Below are 22,793 nucleotides of genomic sequence, written 5' to 3' on the forward strand. Positions count from 1 at the left end.
TTGCGCGCTTCGTTATTGCCTAATGGTGACGTTGTGATCCGGTGTGCGATCACGCTCACCAGGACCGTAATCACGAAGCGCGCACTAGTCAGCATCGCGCGGCGGGCCCGCGCGCGCCGGTTGAAGTTACGGAGTAAAGGCGATGACAAGCAAAAGCAATGACCCACGCGGTCGCCGCACGGTAGACGTTACCGCTCTCCGGCGCTATCCGCAAAACACCTTCACGCTTATTCCGCTGCACCCGTATGTCAGCAAAACCGAGCGCTACGGCCGTGTCGTGTTTGATGGCAAGCGGCCACGGGACAACAACTGGACCAAGAAGACCTACTTCACGCATAATACTATCGAGTCGGCCAAGTCCGAAAATCACAACGTCGGCGTGCGACTTCGCGACGATCAATTGGTGTTAGACATCGATCCGCGAAATGGCGGCGACGACGGCTTCGCGAATCTGTGTTTTGATCTTGGGTTGGACCCGACGAAGTGGCCGCATGTCATTACCGGATCGGGCGGGCACCACTACTATTTAAGCAAGCTTCCCGGCACGCGAGTCGTGGATACTCTCGAAGCTTATCCCGGCGTTGAATTCAAATCATTGGGTCGCCAAGTCGTCGCAGCTGGATGCATTCATCCGGAGACTAGAAAGCGCTACGTGTGGGATGACAAATCACCACGCGTTGACAAGTTGTTGCCGCGCGTGCCGAAGAATCTCATGGACTTGATCCAGCGCCCTGAACGGTCGGAAGGCGCTGACGGTGGGACATATTCTAACGAGCACATCGCGAAGTGTCTGGCCGTGCTTGATCCTTGCGATTTCAACACCAATGATAAATGGTTTCCCCTGATCGCCAGTGTGCATCACGCCAGCGGTGGCGAGGCCCGGCAGGAATTCATCGATTGGTCTACCGGTGACTCGAAGTTTGGAAATGATACCTATTTGATCGGACGTCGTTGGGATTCGTTTCACGCCAGCAAGGGCGACGGCTACACATCGAAGACGCTTGAATTTCATCTTCGCAAAGCTGGACATTCCGAATTGCAAATCGCTGGCGACGCGGCCGACGATTTCGACGACGACTTGCCAGACGATGGCGAGGAGTTCGACTTCGACACGCCCGCGCTTGTGGCACCTATCCAGTATGACGTGACGAAGTTGCCCGCCATGTTGGACCACGCCGAAGCCGCGATGTTGGCCGCTCGCGTGCCCTTGTATCAAATGGGCGGCCGTCTCGTTCATCCTGTCCGGGTAGACTCAGATTCCAACGACGCCGACGACGTGCGGCGGAAGAAAGGATCACTTACCATTCGTGAGGTAAGCGCGCTCCGGCTCCGTGAATACATGATCGAACACGTGCCGTTATATTCTGTCAAAGCGAACAAGGGTGGCGATCCCAAGCGCCTCCGCTTTGCTGCGCCGATGGCTCTTGCGCATCACTACCTCGCCCGTGATGATCGTTGGGGCGTGCCGGTGCTCAACGGCGTAATCGAAACTCCGACGCTGCGCCGGGACGGGACGTTGTTGGAGGATGACGGCTACGATCCCGAATCGGGGTTGTTGCTGGACAAGGGCGGCGTCGATTACCCGAATATCAAAGAAAAGCCATCGAAGTCAGAGGCAATGGCCGCGCTGGCGATAATGAAAGAGCCATTTAAGGATTTCCCGTTCGTGAAAAACGCGAAGGGCGAAAGTGCGAGTCTTTCTGTAATGCTGTCGGCCGTGCTGACAGGCGTCACCCGCCGTACTCTGCACTCGGCACCAATGCACGGCACCAGCGCGCCTACGATGGGCACCGGCAAGACCTTGGCGATGGACACCGTGTCGCTGATCGTGACCGGCCGTCTAACAACGGCAATGTCGCAGGGCGCGTCCGAGGAAGAGGATGAGAAGCGCCTCTTCTCCGTGCTGTTGCAGAACGATCAGATTCTGCTGATCGATAACGTCAAGCGCCCAATCGAAGGTGACGCCCTCTGCACGATACTAACTCAGGCATCTTGGCAAAGCCGGATCCTTGGCGAGAATCGTAAGGTCGCGGTGCCGACGAACGCGTTGCTCCTAGCGAGCGGAAACAATCTCACCTTTAAGGGGGACATGACGACTCGCGCGCTACTTTGTCGGATGGACGCACGAGTCGAGCGGCCGGAAACGCGCCGGTTTGCCGTGAACTTGAAAACAGCGATTCCGAAACGACGTGCCGAATTGGTGACGGCCGCCTTGACGGTATTGCGCGCGTTCGTGACGGCCGGTCGGCCCGGACTGGACACGCTTACGCCGTTCGGACGTTTTGAAGATTGGTCAAATCTTGTGCGCGGCGCGCTTGTGTGGCTTGGGGAGCCGGACCCATGCAAGACTAGAAACTTCATCGCCGTTGACGATCCGGACCGCAACGACCTTGAGCACTTGCTTTCCGTCATACGCGATAATGTTGATGAAGGCCGTTCATGGACGGCGCGTGATCTGATTGAGATTGCCGACTGCACTGACGACGCACTCTTGGACGCCATATCTGCGGTCGTGCCAAAGATCACGTCAAGCACGCTTGGTGCTTACCTCAAGTCGAAGCAGGGCCGCATAGTTGGCGGAATGCGACTGGAGTCGGATTACAACACCAATCGGAAGCTTTGGACCTATCGCGTCAAGAAGTCTTGAGCTTGGTAACGTTCGACGTGACCTTCTTCACTTTCGACTTGGAAGCGGGTTTTGCCAAAAGCGAGCCAATATGTTCCGACCATGCTTCAAAGGCTAGCACTTTATCCTTTGCGAAGTCGTGCCGTTGGTAAATACCGGCGACGCCACCGAACGATCCTGAGACATGATTCAAGCATCGTTCGATAACGGGCAACTGTATGCCTAAGCGCGCCATTCCAGTTGCCATCGTGCGGCGGAGATCGTGCATGACCCAAGGCGCAATCTTGGATTTGGCTGGATCATCGCTGTTCTGTTTGGCCTCTTCCTTGGCATGCCTGAGCATTGCTAAGTCAAGCGCTCGCTTTGCTCGCGACATTCCAGATACCGGAGTTTCACCAGTTGTCGTGAAAACGAGCCCTGCTTTGCTCTTGATACGCGGCAGATCGTCGATAACCTTGACGGATAAGCTCGTCAGATGAATCCCATGAGCTTCGCCGTTCTTTGCGCGGTCGCCCGGAATCGTCCAGAGCCGGGCCTTCATGTTAAGCTCGGAATCAGGCATGTCCGATACTTCTGAGAGGCGCGTCCCGGTCAGGATGAGCAGTTTGGTTAGAGGGCCAAACGGCCAGCTTACATCATTCGCAGCGAGCCAAAGCCAACGCAGTTCTTCGTCGGATAGAACGCGGTCCCGCGTTTTCTGTTTCGTCGGCTTTTTTACTCCTTGAGATGGAGACCGTTCCAAGTATGCTTGGTCAACGCACCAATTGAAAAAATGGGATAACGCAGCGACCATGCGGTTCGCCGATACAGCCGCGCCCTGCTCAACCATTGAATTTACGAGGGCGATTACATCACGCTTTTCGATTTCCTTAATTCGGCGCTTTTGCCACCTGGGCAAAACTCGTTTGGTGAAAAGCCGTCTAAGTTCGTACGACGTAGACGGCCGAAGTTTCGCTAGATGTTGTCTGTCGTACGTTTGAAAGATAGCTCCTACCAATTCTTCCTTGGTTAGTCCGAGTTTCTCGGATAGGCGAGCTTCTGTTTTCTCCGTTTGGGGGTCTTGCCCAATTGCCACGGCCCGCAGAGCGATACGGGCGCGCGTACGAGCATCGGGCGACTCGCTAGTGGGGTCTTTCGCAATGCGGGCTTTGGCCGCTTCCTTGGTCTCGCCAAGCCGCAAGGTGGGATACCGACCTAATGTGTGTTTGCGCGGACGGCCGTTGAACCGATAGCGGACGACCCAGCTTTTGACGCCACTAGGTTGAACCACCAAATAGAGACCCGGACACAGCCCGTCGGCTATCTCGCGGCGGTTGGCCGTGGGCTTTATTCTTTCGATGCTTTCGACGGTCAGGGCTTTGGACATGGGCTCACAGGGGTAACGTTAGGGTAACGAGGAGTGGCTGTTATATGCCGTTACGTCGTCCCGTCACTTTACGTCACACCTCGCAAAAAACCAATGTTTATGGACCTTTCTAACGCGCGAAACGTGCGGAAGTGTGACATTGGTTAATGCTGTGAGTGCGGTTTCCTAAACCGCAGGTCGGAAGTTCGAGTCTTCCCGGGATCGCCAATACCTTTGATGCGTTTAAGGCAACACATGCAATCGCAGTGGTTGGCCCATTCGCGACCTAGCCTGTAAAATACGAGGGAAACCGAATTCGCAATTCATTGCTGAAAGCAAGGGATCGCGAAAGATGATCGCGCAACGCAGTCTGCGCCAGAGCAGGATCTTGTTGCACAATTGAGCGGACGATTTTCGAATGGTCGCGAATGATCTGATTGGCCTTGTTTCCGATAGGAAGATGAAGCCTTCGAATGCGGTCAACATGGCCGCTTTGTTCCCGCACCAGTGACCAGAGGTGAGATACGCCGGCCGCATCGTAAAGGGTCTTGTGAAAAGCCAGATCCGATTGATTGAACTCATCGAGCTTGTCATCACGGGCCTGGTTGCGCTGGTTCGCGATGATCGAACGAAGTTCGGCGATCAGCGCTGGGTCTCCTGAGATTGCGAGGACGCGCACAACCTCCTGCTCAATCGAACGGCGAAGAAATTGCGCTTGCCGCGCGAGCGCCACGTCGATCAAGCTCACACGCGTTCCGCTCTGCGGGAAGATGTCGACGAGCCCGGCTGACTCAAGCCGAATAAGCGCGTCACGGATCGGCGTCGAACTCAGTCGAAATTGTTGCTGCAGCGCGACTCGCGACAGGGGCGTCCCCGGCGGAAGGCGCAAGGAGATGATGTCGGCGAGCAATTGCTCGAAAACCGAAGGCCCCTCGGGCAGCGCAGTGTCATGATTGGAGGCAGCTGAAGCTCTCATATGTGCACTCTTTCACTAATGCATTAGCTTGACAACTGATGCATTAGTTTGTCTGGTTGCCGTGGTTATCTCGCGGAGCACTCAAAAAAACGCAGAAACCGCATACAGGGAGGTTCAAATGAAGAGTCTGGCATACGCCGTCGCGGGTATCCTGGCTGCCGTGTTACCAACAATGGCCGTACAGGCTGCGGACTATCCGGACCGCACGATTACCGCTGTGGTCCCGTTTCCCGCCGGCGGCGCGAGCGACATTACCGCGCGGCTGGTCACTGGAAAACTGGCTGAGCGCTTAAAGCAGAATGTCCTGGTAGAGAATCGAGCAGGGGCCAGTGGCACACTTGGAGCACTGGCGATCAAGCAGGCCGCGCCTGATGGTTACTCGTTACTGGTCGCGTCGATCGGCGTGTACGGCATAAATCCTGCCCTGTTTAAAGATCTGAAGTACGATCCTCTCGCAGACTTCGATCTGCTCTCTGTCGCTGTCCGCACGCCCAATGTTCTTGTCGCGAGCCCGCAGTTTCCAGCCAACAATGTCGCCGAGCTGATCGCCTATCTGAAGAAGAATCCGGGGAAAGTGACATTCGCATCTTCGGGTGTGGGTTCATCGGATCATCTCACAGCCGAGCTATTCTGGCAGAAGAGCGGTACGTCGGGCGCTCATATCCCTTACAAGGGCGGTGCTCCGGCGATCAACGATTTGTTGGGCGGACACGTCAACGTCTCGTTCCAGAATCTGGGCGCAATCGCGCAGAATGTTAAGGAGGGCAAGCTCAAGGCTTTGGGCGTGACCAGCGCGAAGCGAAATCCCACACTTCCTGACGTGCCGACGATGACTGAACAGGGTGTCGGAGGTCTTGAAGTGTACTCCTGGCAAGCGATTGCCGCGCCCAAGGGGCTGCCGCCAGCGGTAAAGGCCAAACTGGAATCCGAACTTTCAGCCTCGGCCAAGGCCCCGGATGTTCAAACAAAATTCGAGGCGATTGGATTTGAGGTCGTCGCGAGCAACGGCGACCAGTTCAAGAAATTCCTGACCGAGGAAATCGCGCGCTGGAAGGTGGTTGTCGATACGGGAAAAATAACGCCGCAATAGGTCCGCAGTAGATTTCAAATAATTAGGGAATTCCAGTTTGTCAGCGGATGCAGAAGTCAACATGCGTGGACTCGGCGCACCAGTCGTCACGGAGATGCTCGTCATCCCCGTGGCCGGCGAGGATAGCATGCTGCTCAATTTGAGCGGCGCTCACGGTCCGCTCTTTACCCGCAACCTTGTTATCCTGAAGGATAACGCCGGTCGCACAGGGGCAGGCGAGGTTCCGGGGGGCGAGCGCATCAGACAAACGCTCGAGGATGCACGCTCGCTCGTGATCGGCCAGTCCGTCGCCAACTATAACGCTGTGCTGAATGCCATGAGGGCGCGATTTTCAAATCGCGATGATGCAGGGCGTGGCCAGCAAACGTTCGATCTGCGCGTTGCGATCCACGCCGTAACGGCAGTCGAGTCGGCGTTGCTCGATCTGCTGGGGCAGTTCTTGAACCTGCCGGTTGCCGCGTTGCTGGGAGAGGGGCAGCAGCGTAAGGCGGTTCAGGTGCTGGGCTATCTCTTTTATGTTGGGGACCGAACAAAAACGAACCTCAAATATCGAAGCACCCGCGATGAGAAGGATGACTGGATACGGCTGCGTGATGAAGTGGCGGTCTCCCCGGAAGCTGTCGTTCGCCTCGCCGAAGCGGCACATGGCCGCTATGGATTTCTCGACTTCAAGCTCAAGGGCGGCGTTTTTCGGGGTGAAGAAGAGATGGCGGCGGTGGCCGCGCTGGCTCATCGTTTTCCCAAGGCGCGAGTTACCCTCGATCCGAATGGAGCCTGGTCGCTGGAAGAAGCTGTCCGTCTGTGCGGACAAAACCCAGGCGTTCTTGCCTACGCGGAAGATCCTTGCGGGGCCGAGAACGGTCTTTCCGGTCGCGAAATCATGTCTGAGTTCAAGCGTGCGACAGGACTTCCAACGGCAACCAATATGGTCGCGACGGACTGGCGGCAAATGGGACATGCGATACAGCTGCAATCGGTCGACATTCCGCTGGCTGATCCGCATTTCTGGACAATGCAGGGGGCTGTCCGTGTGGCGCAGACCTGCCGCGATTTCGGCCTGACCTGGGGCGCCCATTCCAATTCGCATTTCGATATTTCACTGGCGATGGTGACCCACACCGCGGCCGCCGCACCCGGCCGTGTGACAGCCATCGATACCCATTGGATTTGGCAGGACGGTCAAAGACTGACTCGAGAGCCATTCAGGATTGTCGATGGGTTCATTGCAGTCCCCGAGCGGCCGGGTCTCGGGATCGACGTCGACATGGAGCAGGTTGCCTCAGCTCACGAACGTTACAAGAGCATCGGCGACGGCTCCCGCGATGATGCCGCGGCCATGCAATTTCTCATTCCTGGTTGGCGGTTCGACAACAAGCGGCCAGCAATGGTCCGCTGAGATCGGAGCGCGCGACCGCTCAACGGATGATGCGACGCTTTCCTAATCCGGAAGTCGGAAGTTCGCGTCTTCCCGGGATCGTGATTCAACTTCGGTCACAAGATGTCGACGCGGAACTAGTCGGAGATGATCATGGCCCAGAACACGCGATAGGGCGATGCGGGATTTGCCACGGAGGCAACGCCCACCTTTCTTGCGCCGGGCATCAGCAGATTTTCGCGGTGACCGGGACTGTCCTTCCACTGCTGAAACGTCTCTGCGAATGTCCTGAAGCCTGCCGCGATGTTTTCGGCGGCGCGTGATTTCCGCAATCCGGCAACGCGGGTGGTGAAGCTGCCCCCAACGGTATGGCTTACGGTTCCACCGGACGCCATCGCGCGCGCCTGATGAAGCGCGACGGCAGTCAGGCGACTGTCTGTCTGAACTGACGAGAGTCCATTGGCGCGCCGATAGGCGCTGATCTGGCTTGCATAGTCGGCTGCGTTCGCAGGAGCGAGAAGCGCCAGTCCGAGGACAAACACGATAAGAAAAGTTTTCATCTGCATCGCCCCCCGATTAAGCCGTTGGCGATCGCGTATGGCACGAGGTCGGCGGTTTCAAGGCGAACTGCAATCAGGTTCGCATTTGCTGCGGTAAGCGATGTCGCGGCGAGTTCTCACCGCGACATCGATTGGTCTCGCCGGTTGCGTGCGCTCTAGTCCAGCTTCACGCCTGCTTCGCTCACGACCTTCTGCCAGCGCACGGTTTCCGCGGACACCATGGTTGCGAATGCGGGGCCGGTCACATCGGGAACGTCAGAGCCATTGCGTTCCCAGGCGTCCTTGATCGTCGGGTTTTGCAAGGCCTTCTGCAATTCCTTGGTCATGCGCTCCACGATCGCGGGCGGCGTGTTCTTCGGCGCGAAAACGCCGTACCACGTCGAGACCTCGTAGCCTTGGACGCCTGCTTCCGCAGCGGTCGGCACATCGGGGAATGCCGGCACACGTTTTGGAGCCGCAACCGCGAGCGCCCGCAACTGTCCGCTCCGGATTTGCGGTGCCGACGAGCCAAGCCCGTCGAATACCAGCGGCACATGGCCGGCGACGAGGTCCTGCATCGCAGGCCCCGCGCCGCGATAAGGCACATGGAGGATGCGTGTCTTGGTCTGGATCTTGAACAGTTCACCGGCGAGATGATGCGTGGTGCCGGCCCCGGCAGAGCCGTAGTTGAGCTTGTCCGGGTTGGCCTTCAGGTAAGCCACGAAGTCGGCGAGGGTCTTGGCGGCAACCTTGTCGGGATTGACGACGATGACCTGCGGCGGCCGCGCTATCAGCGCGACGGGGATGAAATCCTTCTCAAGGTTGTAGTCGAGATTGGGGTACAGCGCCGGCGCAATGGCGTGATGAGCCGCGCCGACGAAAAAAGTATAGCCGTCGGGCGAAGCCTTCGACGCCTGCGATGCGCCCACCGTGCCACCCGCGCCTGCGCGGTTTTCGATGATTACGCGCTGGCCCAGTTGCTGGTCGAGCTGGGCCGCGAGCGGGCGGGCAAAAGCGTCGGTGCCGCCACCGGCTGCGAACGGCACAACGAAAGTGACCGGTTTGGTCGGCCATGATTGAGCCTGGGCCGGGCTGGTCATGACAGACCCAGCCAGCAGCGTGAATAAAGCGTAACAACCGAATTTGACGTTCACGGTCTTTCCTCCCTGAATTTGCGCACAGCTTGTGCCGCCGCGTTTTTGCCGGATCGCTCCGGAGTGATGGATAAACAGATAGGCAGCGATGTCGTAAGCGCTGCGAAAAGCCGCGCATAATCCAGCAAGCCAGCCATCCGGACAACGGGTCTTATCGTCGCTGCGCCACCCCGCGTCGAAGATTTGAAGCCGGTGCCCTGCTGCCAGGATGTCGACCGCCCCGCGCTGGCGCGCTCAAGCTCTCCTTAGTATGATGAATTATTGACGATGTCATACATCACATGCAAGCGTTCGCTGGGGTGACCTTTCAAGCGAGATCGTAGCGCGGATGTTCGGAATTCTGGGTTTTGGCTTCCTTCTCGGAATGCAGCACGCGCTCGAAGCCGATCATATCGCGGCGGTATCCAGCATCGCCGCCCGGCGCGCCAATCTCGGCGACATCGTCAAGCATGGACTGACCTGGGGGCTGGGCCACACCGTCACGCTGTTCGTCTTCGCCGGTGCGGCCATTCTGCTCGGTCATGCCATTCCCGAACACGTCTCGGGTCCGTTGGAAACCGCAGTCGGTATCATGCTGGTCGGGCTTGGCGCGCATGTGCTGTGGCGGCTGTGGCGCGACCGCGTGCATTTCCACCAGCATCGTCACGGCGACGGCACCGAGCACTTTCATCTGCATAGCCATGCCGCGGATGCGGTTCCGCATCAGCGCAGCAGTCACGCGCACTCGCACGGCTTTCGATGGCGAACGCTGCTGGTCGGGCTGATGCACGGCATGGCCGGCTCGGCTGCATTGCTTGTGCTTGCGGTGACGCAGGCCGCGAGCCCGGCGGATGGGTTGCTGTACGTACTGCTGTTCGGAGTAGGGTCGATGGTGGGCATGGGCGCGCTGTCAGCAGTGATCGCGGTGCCGCTTGTCGTCTCCGCGCGCTGGCTGACCTGGGCCAATCGCACGCTGCAAGGCGTCGTCGGCGTCGTGACGATCGGAATCGGAGCCATGACGGTCTACGCGACGGCGTTTGCTTAAGAGCACGCATTCCCTCGCGCAGCTTGTCGCCGTGGCTGCCGGTGTGCAGACTGGCGCAAAAGCGAAAAACAGCCGACGAGGACGCCTTGACCCATCACCGCGAGATTTACGCCATCCGTTATGCGACGATGACGGGACGGCCGCCGCATATGAATTTCATGATGCCGGATCCGCATAACGAAGGCGCCGATCTCGATTATTATGTCTGGCTGATCCGCGGCGGCGACGGCGACATCCTGGTCGATACCGGTTTCAACGAGGTCGCCGCGCGCGAGCGGTCGCGAACGCTGACGATCAATCCCGCCGATGCGCTCAAACAGTTCGGCGTTCATCCCGATACGATTCGCGATGTGGTCATCACGCATCTGCACTACGATCACGCCGGAAACCTCGACCGCTTTCCCAATGCGCGGTTTCATCTGCAGGATCGCGAAATGAGCTTCGCCACCGGCCGCTGCATGTGCCATGGCCTGCTGCGTCATCCGTTCTCGGTGGAAGACGTGACGCTGATGGTGCGTCATGTGTTCGGCGAGCGCGTCGTGTTTCATGACGGCGATGATGAGATTGCGCCCGGCGTGACGTTGCATCGCGTCGGCGGCCATTCTGATGGTTTGCAGGTGGTGCGCGTCGAAACCGAACGCGGGCCCGTGGTGCTGGCATCCGATGCGGCGCACTATTACGCCAACATGCACCGCGGCAACCCGTTCCCGATCATCTACAACCTCGGCGACATGATGGAAGGCTGGAAAACCGTGGAGCGGCTTGCAGGCCATCGCGATCGCGTCATTCCCGGCCACGATCCGCTGGTACGCGAACTTTATCCGCGCGCAAGCGACACAGCCGATGCGGTTGCGCTGCATAAAAACCCGAAGCGTTCATTCGCCGGCTAGCGCCGAATATCCTCGCGAGCCGAACAAGCAATCTTGATTGCGATGCTTGAGCGCCCGTTGATATAGGTTCAACCAGTCCGCTGCGAACCGGCCGGGGATCAATAAGGTAGAGACGAGTTTGCACGCAATGCACGGCAGAGACGGTCAATCGGGAACAAAGACAGCCTTCGTGTTCGCAGGTGGCGGAAGTTTCGGTGCGATTCAGGTCGGGATGATGCAGGCGCTGGCGGCTCATGGGGTCACGGCCGACCTTGTGGTGGGGTCGAGCGTCGGCGCCATGAATGGCGCCTATTATGCCGGCGCGCCGACGCTGGATGGCGTCAAGAAACTGGCGGACATCTGGCGAGGGCTGACGCGGCGTGATGTCTTTCCGGTGACACTCCATGCGTTCTTCGGATTTTTGTGGCGCCGCGATTTCCTCATTTCGCATGATGGCATCCGCAAGCTGATCGAGGACCATCTCCCGTACAAGAATCTGGAAGAGGCGGTCGTGCCGGTTCATATCGTGACCACCGACATCGTTTCCGGCGAGACGGTGGTGCTGTCGGAAGGCTCCGCTGCCGAAGCCATCGTGGCCAGCACGGCGATTCCAGGAGCGTTCGCGCCGGTGAGGCATCAAGGCCGGTTTCTTGCTGACGGCGCCATATCGAGCAACACGCCAATCCGCGTCGCCATCGCGAAAGGCGCGAGCCGGCTGATAATTATGCCGACCGGGTTTGCCTGCGCGGGGACCGATCCCCCGGTCGGCGCGGTCGCAACCGCGCTGCACGCGCTGACGCTGCTGATTTCCCGTCAGATGACTACCGAACTGGAGTATCTTGAGCCGAGCATCGATTACTACGTCGTGCCGCCACTCTGTCCGCTGGTAGGCTCGCCGTATGATTTCACCCGGACAGACGACCACATCACGCGCGCGATCAAAAACACGGATGCGTGGCTCGCCGATGGTGGGCTCGAGAAGGGCGGTATCCCAGGCGAGATGCGTCCGCACCGGCATTGATCGTCGAATAACGGCCGGCCGCGGCGAAATATTGCTCTGCAACAAGCCTCGGACTGCAAGCCCTACGCGCGCGATATGACAGGATGACGTCAGGGCGTCTCTCATCTCCGCCTCACTGTTGATGTCGATGCTCGCCGGTTTCGTGTATGATTTTCACCGATGCCCGGCGTTTTGCCGAACCCGCTATCGAGGTTTTTATGCAAACTCTCATGCTTCCGTTTTCGCCGCGGTTCATTGTCCTGACGCTCTGCATTTTGATCACCGTCTTGCTGGTTTGCGGCGCGATTTACGATTTCGACGACATCGTCTTGTTTGCAATTCCGATTACAATTTTCGGATCGCTGTCGATACTCGGCATCAACGATATTCTTCAGAAGAGCCACGCCGTTCTGCGCAACTATCCGATCTCCGCGCATATCCGGTTTCTGCTGGAAGAAATCCGGCCGGAGATGCGGCAGTATTTCTTCGAGAGCGAGAAAGACGGCAAGCCGTTCAGCCGCGACACCCGCGCCGTGGTCTATCAGCGCGCGAAGATGGTGCTCGACAAGCGCCCGTTCGGCACGCAGGAAGATGTTTACGCCGAAGGTTATGAGTGGATGAACCACTCGGTCTCGCCGAAGCCGCTGGCCGACGAACACTTCCGCGTCACGATCGGCGGACCGGATTGCACCAAGCCGTATTCTGCGTCGGTCTTCAATATCTCCGCCATGAGTTTCGGCGCGCTCAGCCCGAACGCTGTGCGCGCGCTCAATGCCGGGGCGAAGAAGGGAAATTTCGCGCACGACACCGGCGAGGGTGGCGTCAGCCCTTACCATCGCGAGAATGGCGGCGACCTGATCTGGGAAATCGGATCGGGATACTTTGGCTGCCGCAATCCGGATGGAACGTTCAACCCCGAATTGTTCGCGAAGGTCGCGAGCGATGACCAGATCAAGATGGTCGAATTGAAAGTCAGTCAGGGCGCGAAGCCCGGTCATGGCGGCGTGCTTCCGGCCGCGAAAGTGTCCGAGGAAATTTCGCGCATTCGCGGCGTCGCGATGGGCGAGGATTGCATTTCGCCCGCCTATCATCGCGCGTTCTCGACGCCCATCGAGATGATGCAGTTCATCGGCGAGATGCGGCGGCTGTCGGGCGGCAAGCCGGTGGGCTTCAAACTTTGCATCGGCCATCGCTGGGAGTTTCTCGCGATCTGCAAGGCGATGGTCAAGACCGGAATCTATCCCGACTTCATTGTGGTCGACGGCAAGGAAGGCGGCACCGGCGCTGCACCCGCCGAATTCATGGACCATCTCGGCATGCCGATGCGCGAAGGCGTCAGCTTCGTTCATAACGCCTTGATCGGCATCAATGCGCGGGATCGCGTGCGGATCGGTGCGGCGGGCAAGATTGCGACGGGGTTCGATCTCGCGCGTGCCATGGCGCTGGGCGCGGACTGGTGCAACTCCGCGCGCGGATTCATGTTCGCGCTGGGGTGCATCCAGTCGTTGAGCTGCCATACGGATCGCTGTCCAACCGGCGTGACGACGCAGGATCCGACGCGAAATCGCGCGCTCGTGGTGCCGGACAAGACGACACGGGTTTACAACTATCATCACGCAACGCTTCATGCGCTGGCCGAGTTGATCGCAGCCGCGGGCCTCAGCCATCCGCAGGAAATCCGTCCGATCCATTTCTCGCATCGTATATCGGGAACGGATGTTCTGTCGTTCGCGCGGCTTTATCCGCAGCTTCGTCCCGGCGAACTGCTGGAAGGCAAGGTCGATAACCCGCGCTTCCATGCCTGGGCGTTCGCACAAGCTGAATCGTTTGCGCCACTTCCGGCGACGCCTGCAACGGTATCCGCGCCGGTTGCCGTGCGTGGCTAGAACTCGCCGTGCAGGCGGGCCGAGAAAATCGAGACGGGTCCGCGGTCTGTGTTGTAGGCGGGGTTTACGATCAGTTGGTAATCCGCCGTGAGCGTGAACGTTTTATCGAGGGCCAGCGCATAATAGGTTTCGAGAATGCGCTCGTTGCTGTAGTTCAACCGGCCGTCGCCGATCAGAAGACCCTTGCCGCCTGCGGCGAGGAAATCGCGGTGCGCGCCCGAGAGCCCGTTGATGGCGCCGCCCAACCCGATCGTGTCGGTGGGCCGGCCCCAGTAGCTGCCCTTGATTGAAACGCCGCCCGACACGCTGCGATCGATGTCCGTGAATGACAGGATTTCATTCTGACCGTCGTTCCAGCTGGCGCGTGCAAAGACGCCGACGTCGGTTGCGACCTGCTGCTCGGCGTTGACATAGAATCCATACTTCGATCGCTCGCGCTGCTCGCCGGTGACGATGTCATTGATGTCGAGGCCTGGATTCGCCGCGCTGATCCCGAGAACATCGCGATAGCTGGCGGTGTTGCCGCGGTTGGCGAAGACGCCGAGCCGCAATTTGCCGGGCTGGCTGAAAATCGTATGACGCTCTTCAAACTCCACCACCGCGCCGCCGGTCTTGAAGGTCAGGACGTCGCTGTTCGGTCGGGACGGCACCTGGAACAGGCCGGCCCTGATTGCCCAGGTCTTGCGATTGAGTTCGACGACTGCGCCGCGCGTAAGGCCGGGCAGGTCGGCCGGAAAATCGTAGGCCGCGGACGCCCACATCGCCCAGTTCATGAAATCGATGCGCGGGTCTTTCGCAAAGGAATTGCCATCGAAGAAATCGCCGATTGCAAAGCGTCCAACCGTGACCGTGACGCGGTCGATGTCGCGCTTGCCGGGCAACTGATTGGCGGCGTCGGCCACGTCTTCCTGTTCGCCGCCAAGACCGAATGTCTGGCGCAGGAAGTAACGCTGGGCACGAAACCTCGGATATTCCGCGCCGCCCTTCTGCGCTTCGCCATTGGAGAACCCGGCAAGGCCCAGCGTGCCGCCGATCCCGAAACCCTGCGCCAGTTCGGGATTGAAATAGAATTCGCCTCCGTCCCACAACCGCCAGCCGAGAAATGCGCCGACGGTCCATGTCTCGCGGGTGCGCCCGGCGCCAGGGAGACTGTTTACGCCCTGATACGGCGCGCGGAAGGCGGGATAGCCCTGCGTGATCACCGTGGTCTGGCCGTGGACGTTCCAGTCGTTCGATTCCGGAAGCGAAGGCCGCTTGATCGTGTCGCCCGCAATCCAGGGCGGCGTGTCCCACAGCCGGTAGTTCATGCCGACCTTGATCGCGTGAACCTGAGGAGTTGCGGTGACATTCGACAACGGTACATCGCCGAGTCCGTAAGTCCGCGCGCCGAGATCGATGTAGTTGTATTCGACCTTGCCGCTCCAGTTGCCGCCCATGGCAAACTCAACGCCGGCACCCGCAACCCAGCCGAGGTGCATGCGGGCTTTCATGTCGACAATTTCGCCGGCTGCATTGTTGAGATCCACGTGGGTTCGTCCCCACGCCATGCCGCCGGTGACATAGGGCAGCACGGTTCCAAATGCGTATCCGACGCGGCCGCGCACCGTGCCGAAATAATCGAACGTTGTGTTGAACGGCGCTGGCACCAATTTCGGCTGATCCGGCGGACTTGGAAACGACACGTCCGCTTCGACGCCGAGCACCCACTTGTTTGCAAGCTGACGATTGTAGCCCGCCTGATAGCCGCCGATCAGACCCGTGATGCTGTGCGGAAAAAAGATGCCCTGCTGCGGAAGCGGATGGGTGCCGGGACCGAAACTGCCGCCGCCATAGCCGGCGTGCCCGCCGACATAGAGGCCGGTCCAGTCGTAAGCCGGAATGGCGCGCGGCGCCTTGACCGGCCAGGCAAGTGGCTTGTCGGCGGCCAGAGCGTTCTCAAGTGGCGTCGCGCCAAGTAGAAGCCCGGCGATAGCTCCTCTCAGAATTCGTGGATGATGTGATCGCCGTGTCATGAAGCGCCGATTCGCGGAATGATGTCGTTGCGTCGCAGGGCATCAGAAACGCCCCCAATTTCCAAGCATTTGGATGTATTTGCGAATAGTTCGCAAGTATCTATTCTGGGTTTGTAGCAACGGATTTGGTGGTCGGGTAGCCGGTGTCGGCCTGCCGGAGCCATGACATCGCTGTGTGACAAGCGCACGACGCAGCGGTTTGGCTAAAAATTGAGGAGCGGATTGCGGGTGTGAGCAGGCAAAAAAATGACCCGCCCGGGGGGACAACCGGGCGGGTCCTTGGGTCGACGCGGCGTGGATGAGGCGTCGCGCCGAACTCAACCTTGAATTCGATCAGTAGCAGCTGCGAACGCGGCCGATGTAGTTGCCGTAAGCGTCGAACTGGCGGACCCAGCCGCAGCGGCGATAGCCGTAACCATCGTAGCCGTAAGCGTTGCTGGCTGCAGCGGCGGCAAACAGCGCGCCTGCGGCGAGGCCGATACCGATGCCGTGATGATGATGGAATTTGCCGGCCTGAGCTTCCTGGGTGGTGGCGGCGATACCGCCGGTCAGGGTCAGAGCGGCAACTGCGAGGGCGGCAATCTTGGTCTTGATCGACATTGAACTCTCCATCCTTGTTTGGGGCGGACCGTCTGGACCGCATGCCAATTGGTGGCGAGCTTTCGGAATTCGGTTCGAATGCCGGTGCGAAAAATCGATCAGGAAATAAAATATAATATTATCAATATGTTATAGGTTATCGAAGAATCTCTGGCCGATTTGAGAGGCGCACAAGATCGAATTTATCGACATCGGCCAGCAGTTCGACGAATGCGCGCGCGCCATGCTCGATCAGCGCTTGGCCTCTCTCGGCGGTAGCCGCCGTTGCATCGCCGACAGCGCCTTTGGGATTGATATCCTGCATCGCCCACGCGAACGGCGCGGGACGGCCCGCGGAGAGCCAGCGGAATTCCGTCGTCATTTTCTTTTCAGCGGATTCGAAATTAGCGATCCGGTCTTTGCGGACACGATCCGGAAACGCCGCGAGCATGATCGAGGTCTCCACCGCGCCGCCGTGAATGCCGAAACGGATTTCATCGGCGCTGAACAGTCCTTCCGGCGCGCCGAACCGGCTCCAGCTTGTGGTGACAGCCAGCATCTCATGCTTCGCGCGCAAATCCTGCGCGATCAGCGCCATTGCGGCGCTGTTGCCGCCGTGGCTTGTGACGATAATGAGTTTTCTCAATCCCGCATTTGCCACCGCATCGCCGAGCGCCATCCATTTGTTCAGCGCGGCGTCCGTCGCCAGCGTCAGGGTACCCGGATAGGCGGTGTGTTCGGTCGAAATGCCGACCGGTTCGATCGGCAAGAAAGTGACCGGCATATCATCCGGCAGGATCTGGCGAACGCGCGTGAGATAGGCCTGCGCGATCAGTGTATCGGTCTCGAACGGCAGATGCGGACCATGCTGTTCGGTCGCGGCGAGCGGCAGCACCGCGATCCAGCGCGAAGCATCGGCCTTGTCGACATCGGACAGGCGCATCTCGGTCCAGTCGTGCGGGGGTCTTGTGGTCATCGCGCGTACGTTTCTTCGAACAGACGTTTATCTGGAGCAATTTGCAGGGTAGTTTCGCAGGGCGCGTCGCGCCGCAAGGATGCCAGCCACCCAGACGAGCCAATCGCCTTCATTGCCCATCATGGGGCAAAACGATCCACGGAGTCCAATGATGCCATCCGGCCTTTTGCTGCGAGCGTTAATCATCGGAATGGCGTTCTGGACCGCGGGGATGCCCGCTAGCGCGCAAACGGCGACCGATCTCGACAAGGTGTCGTTCGGCACCAACTGGGTGGCGCAGGCCGAGCACGGCGGCTTCTATCAGGCCGTCGCGGACGGCACCTACAAGAGCTACGGCCTCGATGTCACGATCGTGCCCGGCGGCCCCAATGTCAACAATCGCATCCAGCTGATCGCCGGCAAGCTCGATTTCTTCATGAGCGCGAACACGCTGCAATCGTTCGATGCGGTCGCCAACAACGTGCCCGTGGTCGCCATTGCGGCGATCTTCCAGAAAGATCCGCAGGTGTTCCTCGCGCATCCCGAATCCAAGGTCACGAAGCTTGAAGATCTCAAGCCGCTCACGCTGTTCGTGTCCAAGGAGGGAATGCCAACCTATTTCCAGTGGCTGAAATCCGAGTACGGTTTCAGCGAGGATAACGTGAAGCCCTACACCTTCAATGCGCAGCCGTTTCTGGCCGACAAGGCCAGCGCGATGCAGGGCTATGTGACGTCCGAGCCCTATGCCGTCGAGAAACGGGCGAAGTTCAAGCCGACCGTGATCCTGCTTGCTGACTACGGCTTCACCGCCTATTCGACGCTGATCGAGACGCGAACCGCGTATGCTGAGAAGAAGGCCGATCTGGTGCAGCGCTTTGTCGATGCCTCGGTGACCGGATGGTACAATTACCTTTACCGCGATAACCGTCCCGGCAACGCCCTTATCAAGAAGGCCAATCCCGACATGACGGACGACCTGCTCGCCTATTCGGTCGACAAGATGAAGCAGTACGGCATCGTGGATTCAGGAGACGCGCTGAAGGATGGGATCGGGGCGATGAATGACGCGCGCATGGCTGATTTTTACAGCAAGATGGCCAAGGCGAGAGTAACGCGGCGCGACATCGATTACCGCAAGGCTTACACCCTGCGCTTCGTCAACAAGGCGATCGGCCTCGATCTGCGGCCGAAAAACTGACGGCGCGCATATGTCCCTCCTCGAAGCTGACGATGTGGGCGATATGCCGCCGGGCGGCGCGGCGGTATCGTTGCGCGACGTCACCAAGATCTATGGCAACGGCGTCTCAGCCCTTGGGCCGCTCGACCTGACTGTTCGCAGCGGCGAGTTCGTTTCATTACTTGGACCGTCAGGCTGCGGCAAGTCCACGGCGCTGCGCATCATTGCCGGCCTGAGCGAGCCGACCACAGGCCGGGTGCATGTTGCGGGGACGCGGGGCCGTTCGAAAGACAATCACAACATCGGGTTTGTGTTTCAGGAGCCGACGCTGATGCCGTGGGCGACGGTGCGCGACAACGTGCAGCTTCCGCTCACGCTCGCGCACATTTCGCAGGCGGTCGCAGCGTCACGCGTTGATCAGGCGCTGGCGCAAGTCGGGCTGACGGAGTTCGCGGAGGTCTATCCGCGCGAACTGTCCGGCGGCATGAAGATGCGGGTCTCCCTGGCGCGGGCGCTGGTGACCGATCCGGATATTCTTTTGATGGACGAACCGTTCGCCGCCCTTGACGAAATCACGCGCTTTCGGCTGAACAACGATCTGCTCGCGCTGTGGCGCAAGCTGGAAAAGACCATCGTCTTCGTGACGCATTCAGTGTTCGAGTCGGTCTACCTGTCGCAGCGCGTGCTGATCATGACATCGCGTCCCGGCCGGATCGCGCAGGAATTTCGCATCGATGCCGCCGAGCCGCGCGGCGAGGATTTCCGCACGTCGTCTGAATATGCAGGTCACTGTCGCGACGTGTCTGCGGGGCTCGCCACAGCCAGTATGACCGGACCCATCAACGCCGGGATTGTCCGATGACGGCGCGCGACACATCGCCGTCACGGCTTCTGAAGATCGTGCTGCCACTGCTCGCACTCGCCGCTGGCGTTGCCATCTGGGAGGCGGTCGTCCGTGTCAACAATCTTCCCGCCTATGTGCTGCCCGCGCCGAGCGTGGTGTTTACGACGCTGGTTCAGGATTGGCCGATCCTGTTTGGGTCGCTGCTGACGACTCTGTCTACCACTGTTCAGGGCTTCATCGCGGCTGCCGTCGGCGGCATTGCGCTCGCGGTGCTGTTCAGCCGCTCGAAATGGCTGGAATATTCGTTGCTGCCCTACGCGGTGATCCTTCAGGTCACGCCGGTGATCGCCATCGCGCCGCTGCTGCTGATTTATCTTCCACAGCACGCGGCGGTCGTGGTCTGCGCCTGGATCGTCGCGTTTTTTCCGGTGCTGTCCAACACGACACTCGGACTCAATTCGGTCGACCGCAATTTGCTCGGGCTGTTTGAATTGTACGGCGCGTCGCGGACGCAGACGCTGCGTTATCTGAAACTGCCTTCGGCACTGCCGCATATTCTCGGCGGTCTACGTATCGCAGGCGGGCTGTCGCTGATCGGTGCGGTGGTCGCCGAAATCGCGGCGGGCTCCGCCGGGGCGGGTTCCGGGCTGGCGTATCGGATCGCGGAGGCCGGCTACCGGCTCAATATTCCGCGGATGTTCGCGGCGCTGTTGTTGCTCTCGATTGCTGGAATTGTCATTTATTTGGGCCTCTCGCTGGCCTCCTATCTTGTGCTACGACGCTGGCACGAAAGTGCGCTTGGAAAGGAAAACTAATGGCTGCCAATGGTTCTCAGGAAAAGGTCGATGTGCTGGTTTACGGGCCGTCGAAGCCGGTGATCGATGGAGGTTTTCCCGCAAATTTTGTTCTGCACAAATTCGAGAACCAGCACGATCTCAGCCGGCTGACGCCCGACGTGGCCGCCCGTATCCGCGGTATCGCCGTCACCGGCCTGGTGCAGGCTGACGCCGCGATGCTGGCGAAGTTTCCCAAGACCGAGATCGTCTCCAGCTTCGGTGTCGGCTATGACCATATCGATTCCAAGTACGCTGCCGAACACAACATCATCGTCTGCAATACGCCCGACGTTCTGACCGAAGAAGTCGCGGACACCGCGCTCGGCCTTTTGATCGCAACGGTGCGCGAATTCATCAAGGCGGACCGCTATCTGCGCGCGGGACACTGGACTACGCGGAGTTTTCCGCTCAGTCCCGGCTCGCTGCGTGACCGCAAGGTCGGCATGGTCGGCATGGGCCGCATCGGTCAGGCCATCGCGCGCCGTCTGGACGCGTCGCTGGTGCCGGTGGTCTATCATTCGCGCAACCCGGCAAAGGGCGTCACGCATAAGCACTATCCCAACCTGATCGAGATGGCGAAGGAGGTCGATACGCTGATCGCGATCACGCCCGGCGGCCCGTCGACGTTGAAGATGATCAACGCCGATGTGCTCAAGGCGCTCGGGCCGCGCGGCGTTCTCATCAATGTCGCGCGTGGCTCGGTGGTGGATGAGGAGGCGCTGATCGCGGCGCTCAAGGATGGCACCATCATGGCAGCAGGCCTCGATGTGTTCGCGAACGAGCCGCAGGTGCCTGACGCGCTGAAGACAATGCAGAACGTGGTGCTGCTGCCGCATATCGCCTCCGCTTCCATCACCACGCGCAACGCGATGGACCAACTCGTCGTCGATAATCTCAAGGACTGGTTCGCCGGCAAGCCGCCGATCACGCCGATCGCCGAGACGCCGGTGAAAGGCCGCTGATCGTGACCGGCGTCGGGCGCTTCGGATTCATGAGATCGTGGTTGAGCAAGCAGGCTTGCCTGCTTGCCTTCGCCGCGTTCGTTATGAGTGCGTTGAACGCCGCGGCGCAGGATACGCGATCGCTCACCGGCGACATGATCGGGCAGTGGGAGTTGTCGACGGCGGGCCGCGACAAAACCTGCGTCATCACGCTCAAGAGCGATTCGACACCGCAAGGATTGAAACTCGAACTTGATAAAGGTTGCGGCGATGCGATGCCTTTCACCAAGGCCATTGTAGCCTGGAGTGTGAAGGGTCTCGACATCGTCCGTCTGCAAGACGCCAAGGGACAGTCAGTCATCGATGTGACCGAGGTCGAAAGCGGCATTTTCGAGGGACTGCGGCAGGGAGAAGGGGTTTATCTGTTGCAGAATCTCGCTGCCGCCCGTGCCCTGTCGAAATCCGCTGACCAGTTGATCGGCGACTGGGCGATGGTGCGGGGCAGCGGCAAGTCGATCTGCGGACTGACGCTCACCAACACCGAAACGACGCCGGAGAATTTCGCGGTCTACCTGAAGCCGCGCTGCGATCCACTTGTGGCGGCTTTTGCGCCGACGGTATGGCGCATCGAGCGCGGCGAACTGCTTCTGTCATCGGCCAAGGGCGAAATCTGGCGCTTCGAGGCCGACGATAATGCACAATGGCGGCGCGTTCCCGACAGTGCCGATCCGCTGCTGCTGACGCGGCAGTAGCGTTTATTTGAGACATGATCTTTTCCGAAGCCGGATTCCACTTTTCGGGATCATGCCCTACATCAGCCGCAGGCCCTTCAGGCTGGCGTGGCCGTTCTTCCCGACGATGATGTGATCGTGCACCGAGATCCCGAGCGGGCTCGAGATAGCCATGATCGATTTGGTCATCTGGATGTCGGCGGTCGATGGCGTGGGATCGCCGGACGGATGATTGTGCACCAGAATGATAGCGGTCGCGGATAATTCCAGCGCGCGTTTGACCACCTCACGCGGATAAACCGGGGTGTGGTCGACGGTGCCGACCTGCTGCAATTCATCCGCGATCAATTGATTGCGCTTGTCCAGAAACAGAATCCGGAATTGCTCCTTGTCGGCGAAGGCCATGGCGGCGCGGCAGTAGTCGATCACCGACGACCATGACGACAGCACGGTCTTCTGCTTGAGTTGCCCCTTTGCGACCCGGCTCGCGGTCGCCGCGATCAGCTTGATCTCGGTGATCGCTGAATCTCCGAGACCGCTGACTTCCTTCAGACGCAACTCCGGCGCGTGAACCGTCTCGGCGAACGATCCGAATTTCACGATCAGCGCCTTGGCCAATGGCTTGACGTCGCGCCGCGGCAGCGCGCGAAACAGCACCATCTCAAGCAGTTCATAGTCGCTCAACGCATCCGCACCTGCCTCGCGGAAGCGGTCGCGCAGCCGTTCGCGATGGCCGTGATAGTGCGGCGCTTCGGAAAATCCGGACGGAGCTGCTGGATCGTCGGGGTCGATAGGCATGGCGCGAATACGTGCTCAAATATACTGCGAGCATCG

At 59.6% G+C, this 22,793-nt stretch carries 20 protein-coding genes and 1 tRNA gene; 13 read left to right on the forward strand and 8 right to left on the reverse strand.

The annotated features are described in order from the left end of the window. The first annotated feature begins 142 nt into the window (after window positions 1–142). A complete protein-coding gene (locus tag AC07UB_RS12860; protein WP_494653299.1) occupies window positions 143–2,647 on the forward strand; it encodes a bifunctional DNA primase/polymerase in 2,505 nt (834 codons plus the stop codon). On the opposite strand, the gene AC07UB_RS12865 is transcribed toward AC07UB_RS12860, so the two are convergent. Then, window positions 2,634–3,992, reverse strand: coding sequence for a tyrosine-type recombinase/integrase (locus AC07UB_RS12865; RefSeq protein ID WP_494653301.1), 1,359 nt, complete (start codon window positions 3,990–3,992; stop codon window positions 2,634–2,636). The genes AC07UB_RS12860 and AC07UB_RS12865 overlap by 14 nt on opposite strands. A 133-nt stretch (window positions 3,993–4,125) precedes the next feature. Between AC07UB_RS12865 and AC07UB_RS12870 the strand changes: the two genes are divergently transcribed. Beyond that, a tRNA-Arg gene (locus AC07UB_RS12870) sits at window positions 4,126–4,199 on the forward strand. Between the two features lie 58 nt (window positions 4,200–4,257). Here the strand turns inward: AC07UB_RS12870 and AC07UB_RS12875 are convergent. Beyond that, on the reverse strand, window positions 4,258–4,947 hold the full coding sequence (locus AC07UB_RS12875) for a GntR family transcriptional regulator (RefSeq protein ID WP_494653302.1): 690 nt from the start codon (window positions 4,945–4,947) through the stop codon (window positions 4,258–4,260). Window positions 4,948–5,065: 118 nt separating this feature from the next. Here AC07UB_RS12875 and AC07UB_RS12880 point away from each other — a divergent pair, with 118 nt between their 5' ends. After that, window positions 5,066–6,037: a Bug family tripartite tricarboxylate transporter substrate binding protein gene (locus tag AC07UB_RS12880; protein ID WP_492791127.1), complete on the forward strand. Its 972-nt coding sequence runs from the start codon at window positions 5,066–5,068 to the stop codon at window positions 6,035–6,037. Window positions 6,038–6,098: 61 nt separating this feature from the next. Beyond that, window positions 6,099–7,433 (forward strand): enolase C-terminal domain-like protein, encoded by a 1,335-nt coding sequence (locus AC07UB_RS12885; protein ID WP_492792718.1) that lies wholly within the window; start codon window positions 6,099–6,101, stop codon window positions 7,431–7,433. Window positions 7,434–7,549: 116 nt separating this feature from the next. On the opposite strand, the gene AC07UB_RS12890 is transcribed toward AC07UB_RS12885, so the two are convergent. Together AC07UB_RS12890 and AC07UB_RS12895 are read right to left on the reverse strand one after the other, a co-directional pair. Next, the gene (locus AC07UB_RS12890) at window positions 7,550–7,972 is read right to left on the reverse strand and encodes a CAP domain-containing protein (protein ID WP_492791126.1); all 423 of its coding nucleotides are present in this window, start codon (window positions 7,970–7,972) and stop codon (window positions 7,550–7,552) included. A 155-nt stretch (window positions 7,973–8,127) separates the two neighbouring features. Next, on the reverse strand, window positions 8,128–9,105 hold the full coding sequence (locus AC07UB_RS12895; protein WP_492791125.1) for a Bug family tripartite tricarboxylate transporter substrate binding protein: 978 nt from the start codon (window positions 9,103–9,105) through the stop codon (window positions 8,128–8,130). 328 nt (window positions 9,106–9,433) lie between these two features. On the opposite strand from AC07UB_RS12895, the gene AC07UB_RS12900 reads away from it, so the two are divergent. The 4 genes from AC07UB_RS12900 (at window position 9,434) to AC07UB_RS12915 (ending at window position 13,884) form a co-directional block, all read left to right on the forward strand. Beyond that, a complete protein-coding gene (locus AC07UB_RS12900; protein WP_492791124.1) occupies window positions 9,434–10,129 on the forward strand; it encodes a HoxN/HupN/NixA family nickel/cobalt transporter in 696 nt (231 codons plus the stop codon). A 128-nt stretch (window positions 10,130–10,257) separates the two neighbouring features. Then, entirely contained in the window at window positions 10,258–11,019 is a 762-nt protein-coding gene (locus AC07UB_RS12905; protein WP_494653627.1) for an N-acyl homoserine lactonase family protein, read from the forward strand. Between the two features lie 127 nt (window positions 11,020–11,146). Continuing rightward, on the forward strand, window positions 11,147–12,019 hold the full coding sequence (locus AC07UB_RS12910; protein WP_494655269.1) for a patatin-like phospholipase family protein: 873 nt from the start codon (window positions 11,147–11,149) through the stop codon (window positions 12,017–12,019). Between the two features lie 197 nt (window positions 12,020–12,216). Further along, window positions 12,217–13,884 carry an FMN-binding glutamate synthase family protein gene (locus AC07UB_RS12915; protein WP_494653305.1) on the forward strand — a complete coding sequence of 556 codons (1,668 nt, stop codon included), beginning with the start codon at window positions 12,217–12,219 and terminating at the stop codon, window positions 13,882–13,884. On the opposite strand, the gene AC07UB_RS12920 is transcribed toward AC07UB_RS12915, so the two are convergent. The 3 genes from AC07UB_RS12920 to AC07UB_RS12930 form a co-directional block, all read right to left on the reverse strand. Further along, a complete protein-coding gene (locus AC07UB_RS12920) occupies window positions 13,881–15,896 on the reverse strand; it encodes a carbohydrate porin (RefSeq protein ID WP_494653307.1) in 2,016 nt (671 codons plus the stop codon). The two genes, AC07UB_RS12915 and AC07UB_RS12920, sit on opposite strands and share 4 nt — an antisense overlap. Window positions 15,897–16,229: 333 nt before the next feature. Further along, window positions 16,230–16,496: a hypothetical protein gene (locus tag AC07UB_RS12925; RefSeq protein ID WP_492791120.1), complete on the reverse strand. Its 267-nt coding sequence runs from the start codon at window positions 16,494–16,496 to the stop codon at window positions 16,230–16,232. Between the two features lie 136 nt (window positions 16,497–16,632). Further along, complete coding sequence (locus AC07UB_RS12930) at window positions 16,633–17,451, reverse strand: creatininase family protein (RefSeq protein ID WP_494653309.1); 819 nt, start codon at window positions 17,449–17,451, stop codon at window positions 16,633–16,635. Window positions 17,452–17,602: 151 nt separating this feature from the next. Between AC07UB_RS12930 and AC07UB_RS12935 the strand changes: the two genes are divergently transcribed. From AC07UB_RS12935 to AC07UB_RS12955, 5 genes are all read left to right on the forward strand, one after another. Further along, window positions 17,603–18,628 (forward strand): ABC transporter substrate-binding protein, encoded by a 1,026-nt coding sequence (locus tag AC07UB_RS12935; protein ID WP_494653310.1) that lies wholly within the window; start codon window positions 17,603–17,605, stop codon window positions 18,626–18,628. A 10-nt stretch (window positions 18,629–18,638) separates the two neighbouring features. After that, complete coding sequence (locus tag AC07UB_RS12940; RefSeq protein WP_494653311.1) at window positions 18,639–19,469, forward strand: ABC transporter ATP-binding protein; 831 nt, start codon at window positions 18,639–18,641, stop codon at window positions 19,467–19,469. Then, complete coding sequence (locus tag AC07UB_RS12945) at window positions 19,466–20,266, forward strand: ABC transporter permease (RefSeq protein WP_492791117.1); 801 nt, start codon at window positions 19,466–19,468, stop codon at window positions 20,264–20,266. The genes AC07UB_RS12940 and AC07UB_RS12945 overlap by 4 nt, the downstream gene beginning before the upstream one ends. Continuing rightward, complete coding sequence (locus AC07UB_RS12950) at window positions 20,266–21,249, forward strand: 2-hydroxyacid dehydrogenase (protein WP_492791116.1); 984 nt, start codon at window positions 20,266–20,268, stop codon at window positions 21,247–21,249. Before AC07UB_RS12945 ends, AC07UB_RS12950 begins: the two co-directional genes overlap by 1 nt. An 83-nt stretch (window positions 21,250–21,332) precedes the next feature. Further along, the gene (locus tag AC07UB_RS12955; RefSeq protein WP_492792715.1) at window positions 21,333–21,980 is read left to right on the forward strand and encodes an AprI/Inh family metalloprotease inhibitor; all 648 of its coding nucleotides are present in this window, start codon (window positions 21,333–21,335) and stop codon (window positions 21,978–21,980) included. Window positions 21,981–22,037: 57 nt separating this feature from the next. Here the strand turns inward: AC07UB_RS12955 and radC are convergent, their stop codons facing one another. Then, a complete protein-coding gene (gene radC / locus AC07UB_RS12960; protein ID WP_492791115.1) occupies window positions 22,038–22,757 on the reverse strand; it encodes a RadC family protein in 720 nt (239 codons plus the stop codon). Window positions 22,758–22,793 lie beyond the last annotated feature (36 nt).

The organism is Afipia sp. GW821-FHT04G03 (genome assembly GCF_059419985.1).

Bases quoted from the DNA above. Each gene is read 5' to 3' on its own strand.
- AC07UB_RS12860 (WP_494653299.1), top strand. From the start codon at position 143: ATGACAAGCAAAAGCAATGACCCACGCGGTCGCCGCACGGTAGACGTT.
- AC07UB_RS12865 (WP_494653301.1), bottom strand. From the start codon at position 3,992: ATGTCCAAAGCCCTGACCGTCGAAAGCATCGAAAGAATAAAGCCCACG.
- AC07UB_RS12875 (WP_494653302.1), bottom strand. From the start codon at position 4,947: ATGAGAGCTTCAGCTGCCTCCAATCATGACACTGCGCTGCCCGAGGGG.
- AC07UB_RS12880 (WP_492791127.1), top strand. From the start codon at position 5,066: ATGAAGAGTCTGGCATACGCCGTCGCGGGTATCCTGGCTGCCGTGTTA.
- AC07UB_RS12885 (WP_492792718.1), top strand. From the start codon at position 6,099: ATGCGTGGACTCGGCGCACCAGTCGTCACGGAGATGCTCGTCATCCCC.
- AC07UB_RS12890 (WP_492791126.1), bottom strand. From the start codon at position 7,972: ATGAAAACTTTTCTTATCGTGTTTGTCCTCGGACTGGCGCTTCTCGCT.
- AC07UB_RS12900 (WP_492791124.1), top strand. From the start codon at position 9,434: ATGTTCGGAATTCTGGGTTTTGGCTTCCTTCTCGGAATGCAGCACGCG.
- AC07UB_RS12905 (WP_494653627.1), top strand. From the start codon at position 10,258: ATGACGGGACGGCCGCCGCATATGAATTTCATGATGCCGGATCCGCAT.
- AC07UB_RS12910 (WP_494655269.1), top strand. From the start codon at position 11,147: ATGCACGGCAGAGACGGTCAATCGGGAACAAAGACAGCCTTCGTGTTC.
- AC07UB_RS12915 (WP_494653305.1), top strand. From the start codon at position 12,217: ATGCAAACTCTCATGCTTCCGTTTTCGCCGCGGTTCATTGTCCTGACG.
- AC07UB_RS12920 (WP_494653307.1), bottom strand. From the start codon at position 15,896: ATGACACGGCGATCACATCATCCACGAATTCTGAGAGGAGCTATCGCC.
- AC07UB_RS12925 (WP_492791120.1), bottom strand. From the start codon at position 16,496: ATGTCGATCAAGACCAAGATTGCCGCCCTCGCAGTTGCCGCTCTGACC.
- AC07UB_RS12930 (WP_494653309.1), bottom strand. From the start codon at position 17,451: ATGACCACAAGACCCCCGCACGACTGGACCGAGATGCGCCTGTCCGAT.
- AC07UB_RS12935 (WP_494653310.1), top strand. From the start codon at position 17,603: ATGCCATCCGGCCTTTTGCTGCGAGCGTTAATCATCGGAATGGCGTTC.
- AC07UB_RS12940 (WP_494653311.1), top strand. From the start codon at position 18,639: ATGTCCCTCCTCGAAGCTGACGATGTGGGCGATATGCCGCCGGGCGGC.
- AC07UB_RS12945 (WP_492791117.1), top strand. From the start codon at position 19,466: ATGACGGCGCGCGACACATCGCCGTCACGGCTTCTGAAGATCGTGCTG.
- AC07UB_RS12950 (WP_492791116.1), top strand. From the start codon at position 20,266: ATGGCTGCCAATGGTTCTCAGGAAAAGGTCGATGTGCTGGTTTACGGG.
- AC07UB_RS12955 (WP_492792715.1), top strand. From the start codon at position 21,333: ATGAGTGCGTTGAACGCCGCGGCGCAGGATACGCGATCGCTCACCGGC.
- radC (WP_492791115.1), bottom strand. From the start codon at position 22,757: ATGCCTATCGACCCCGACGATCCAGCAGCTCCGTCCGGATTTTCCGAA.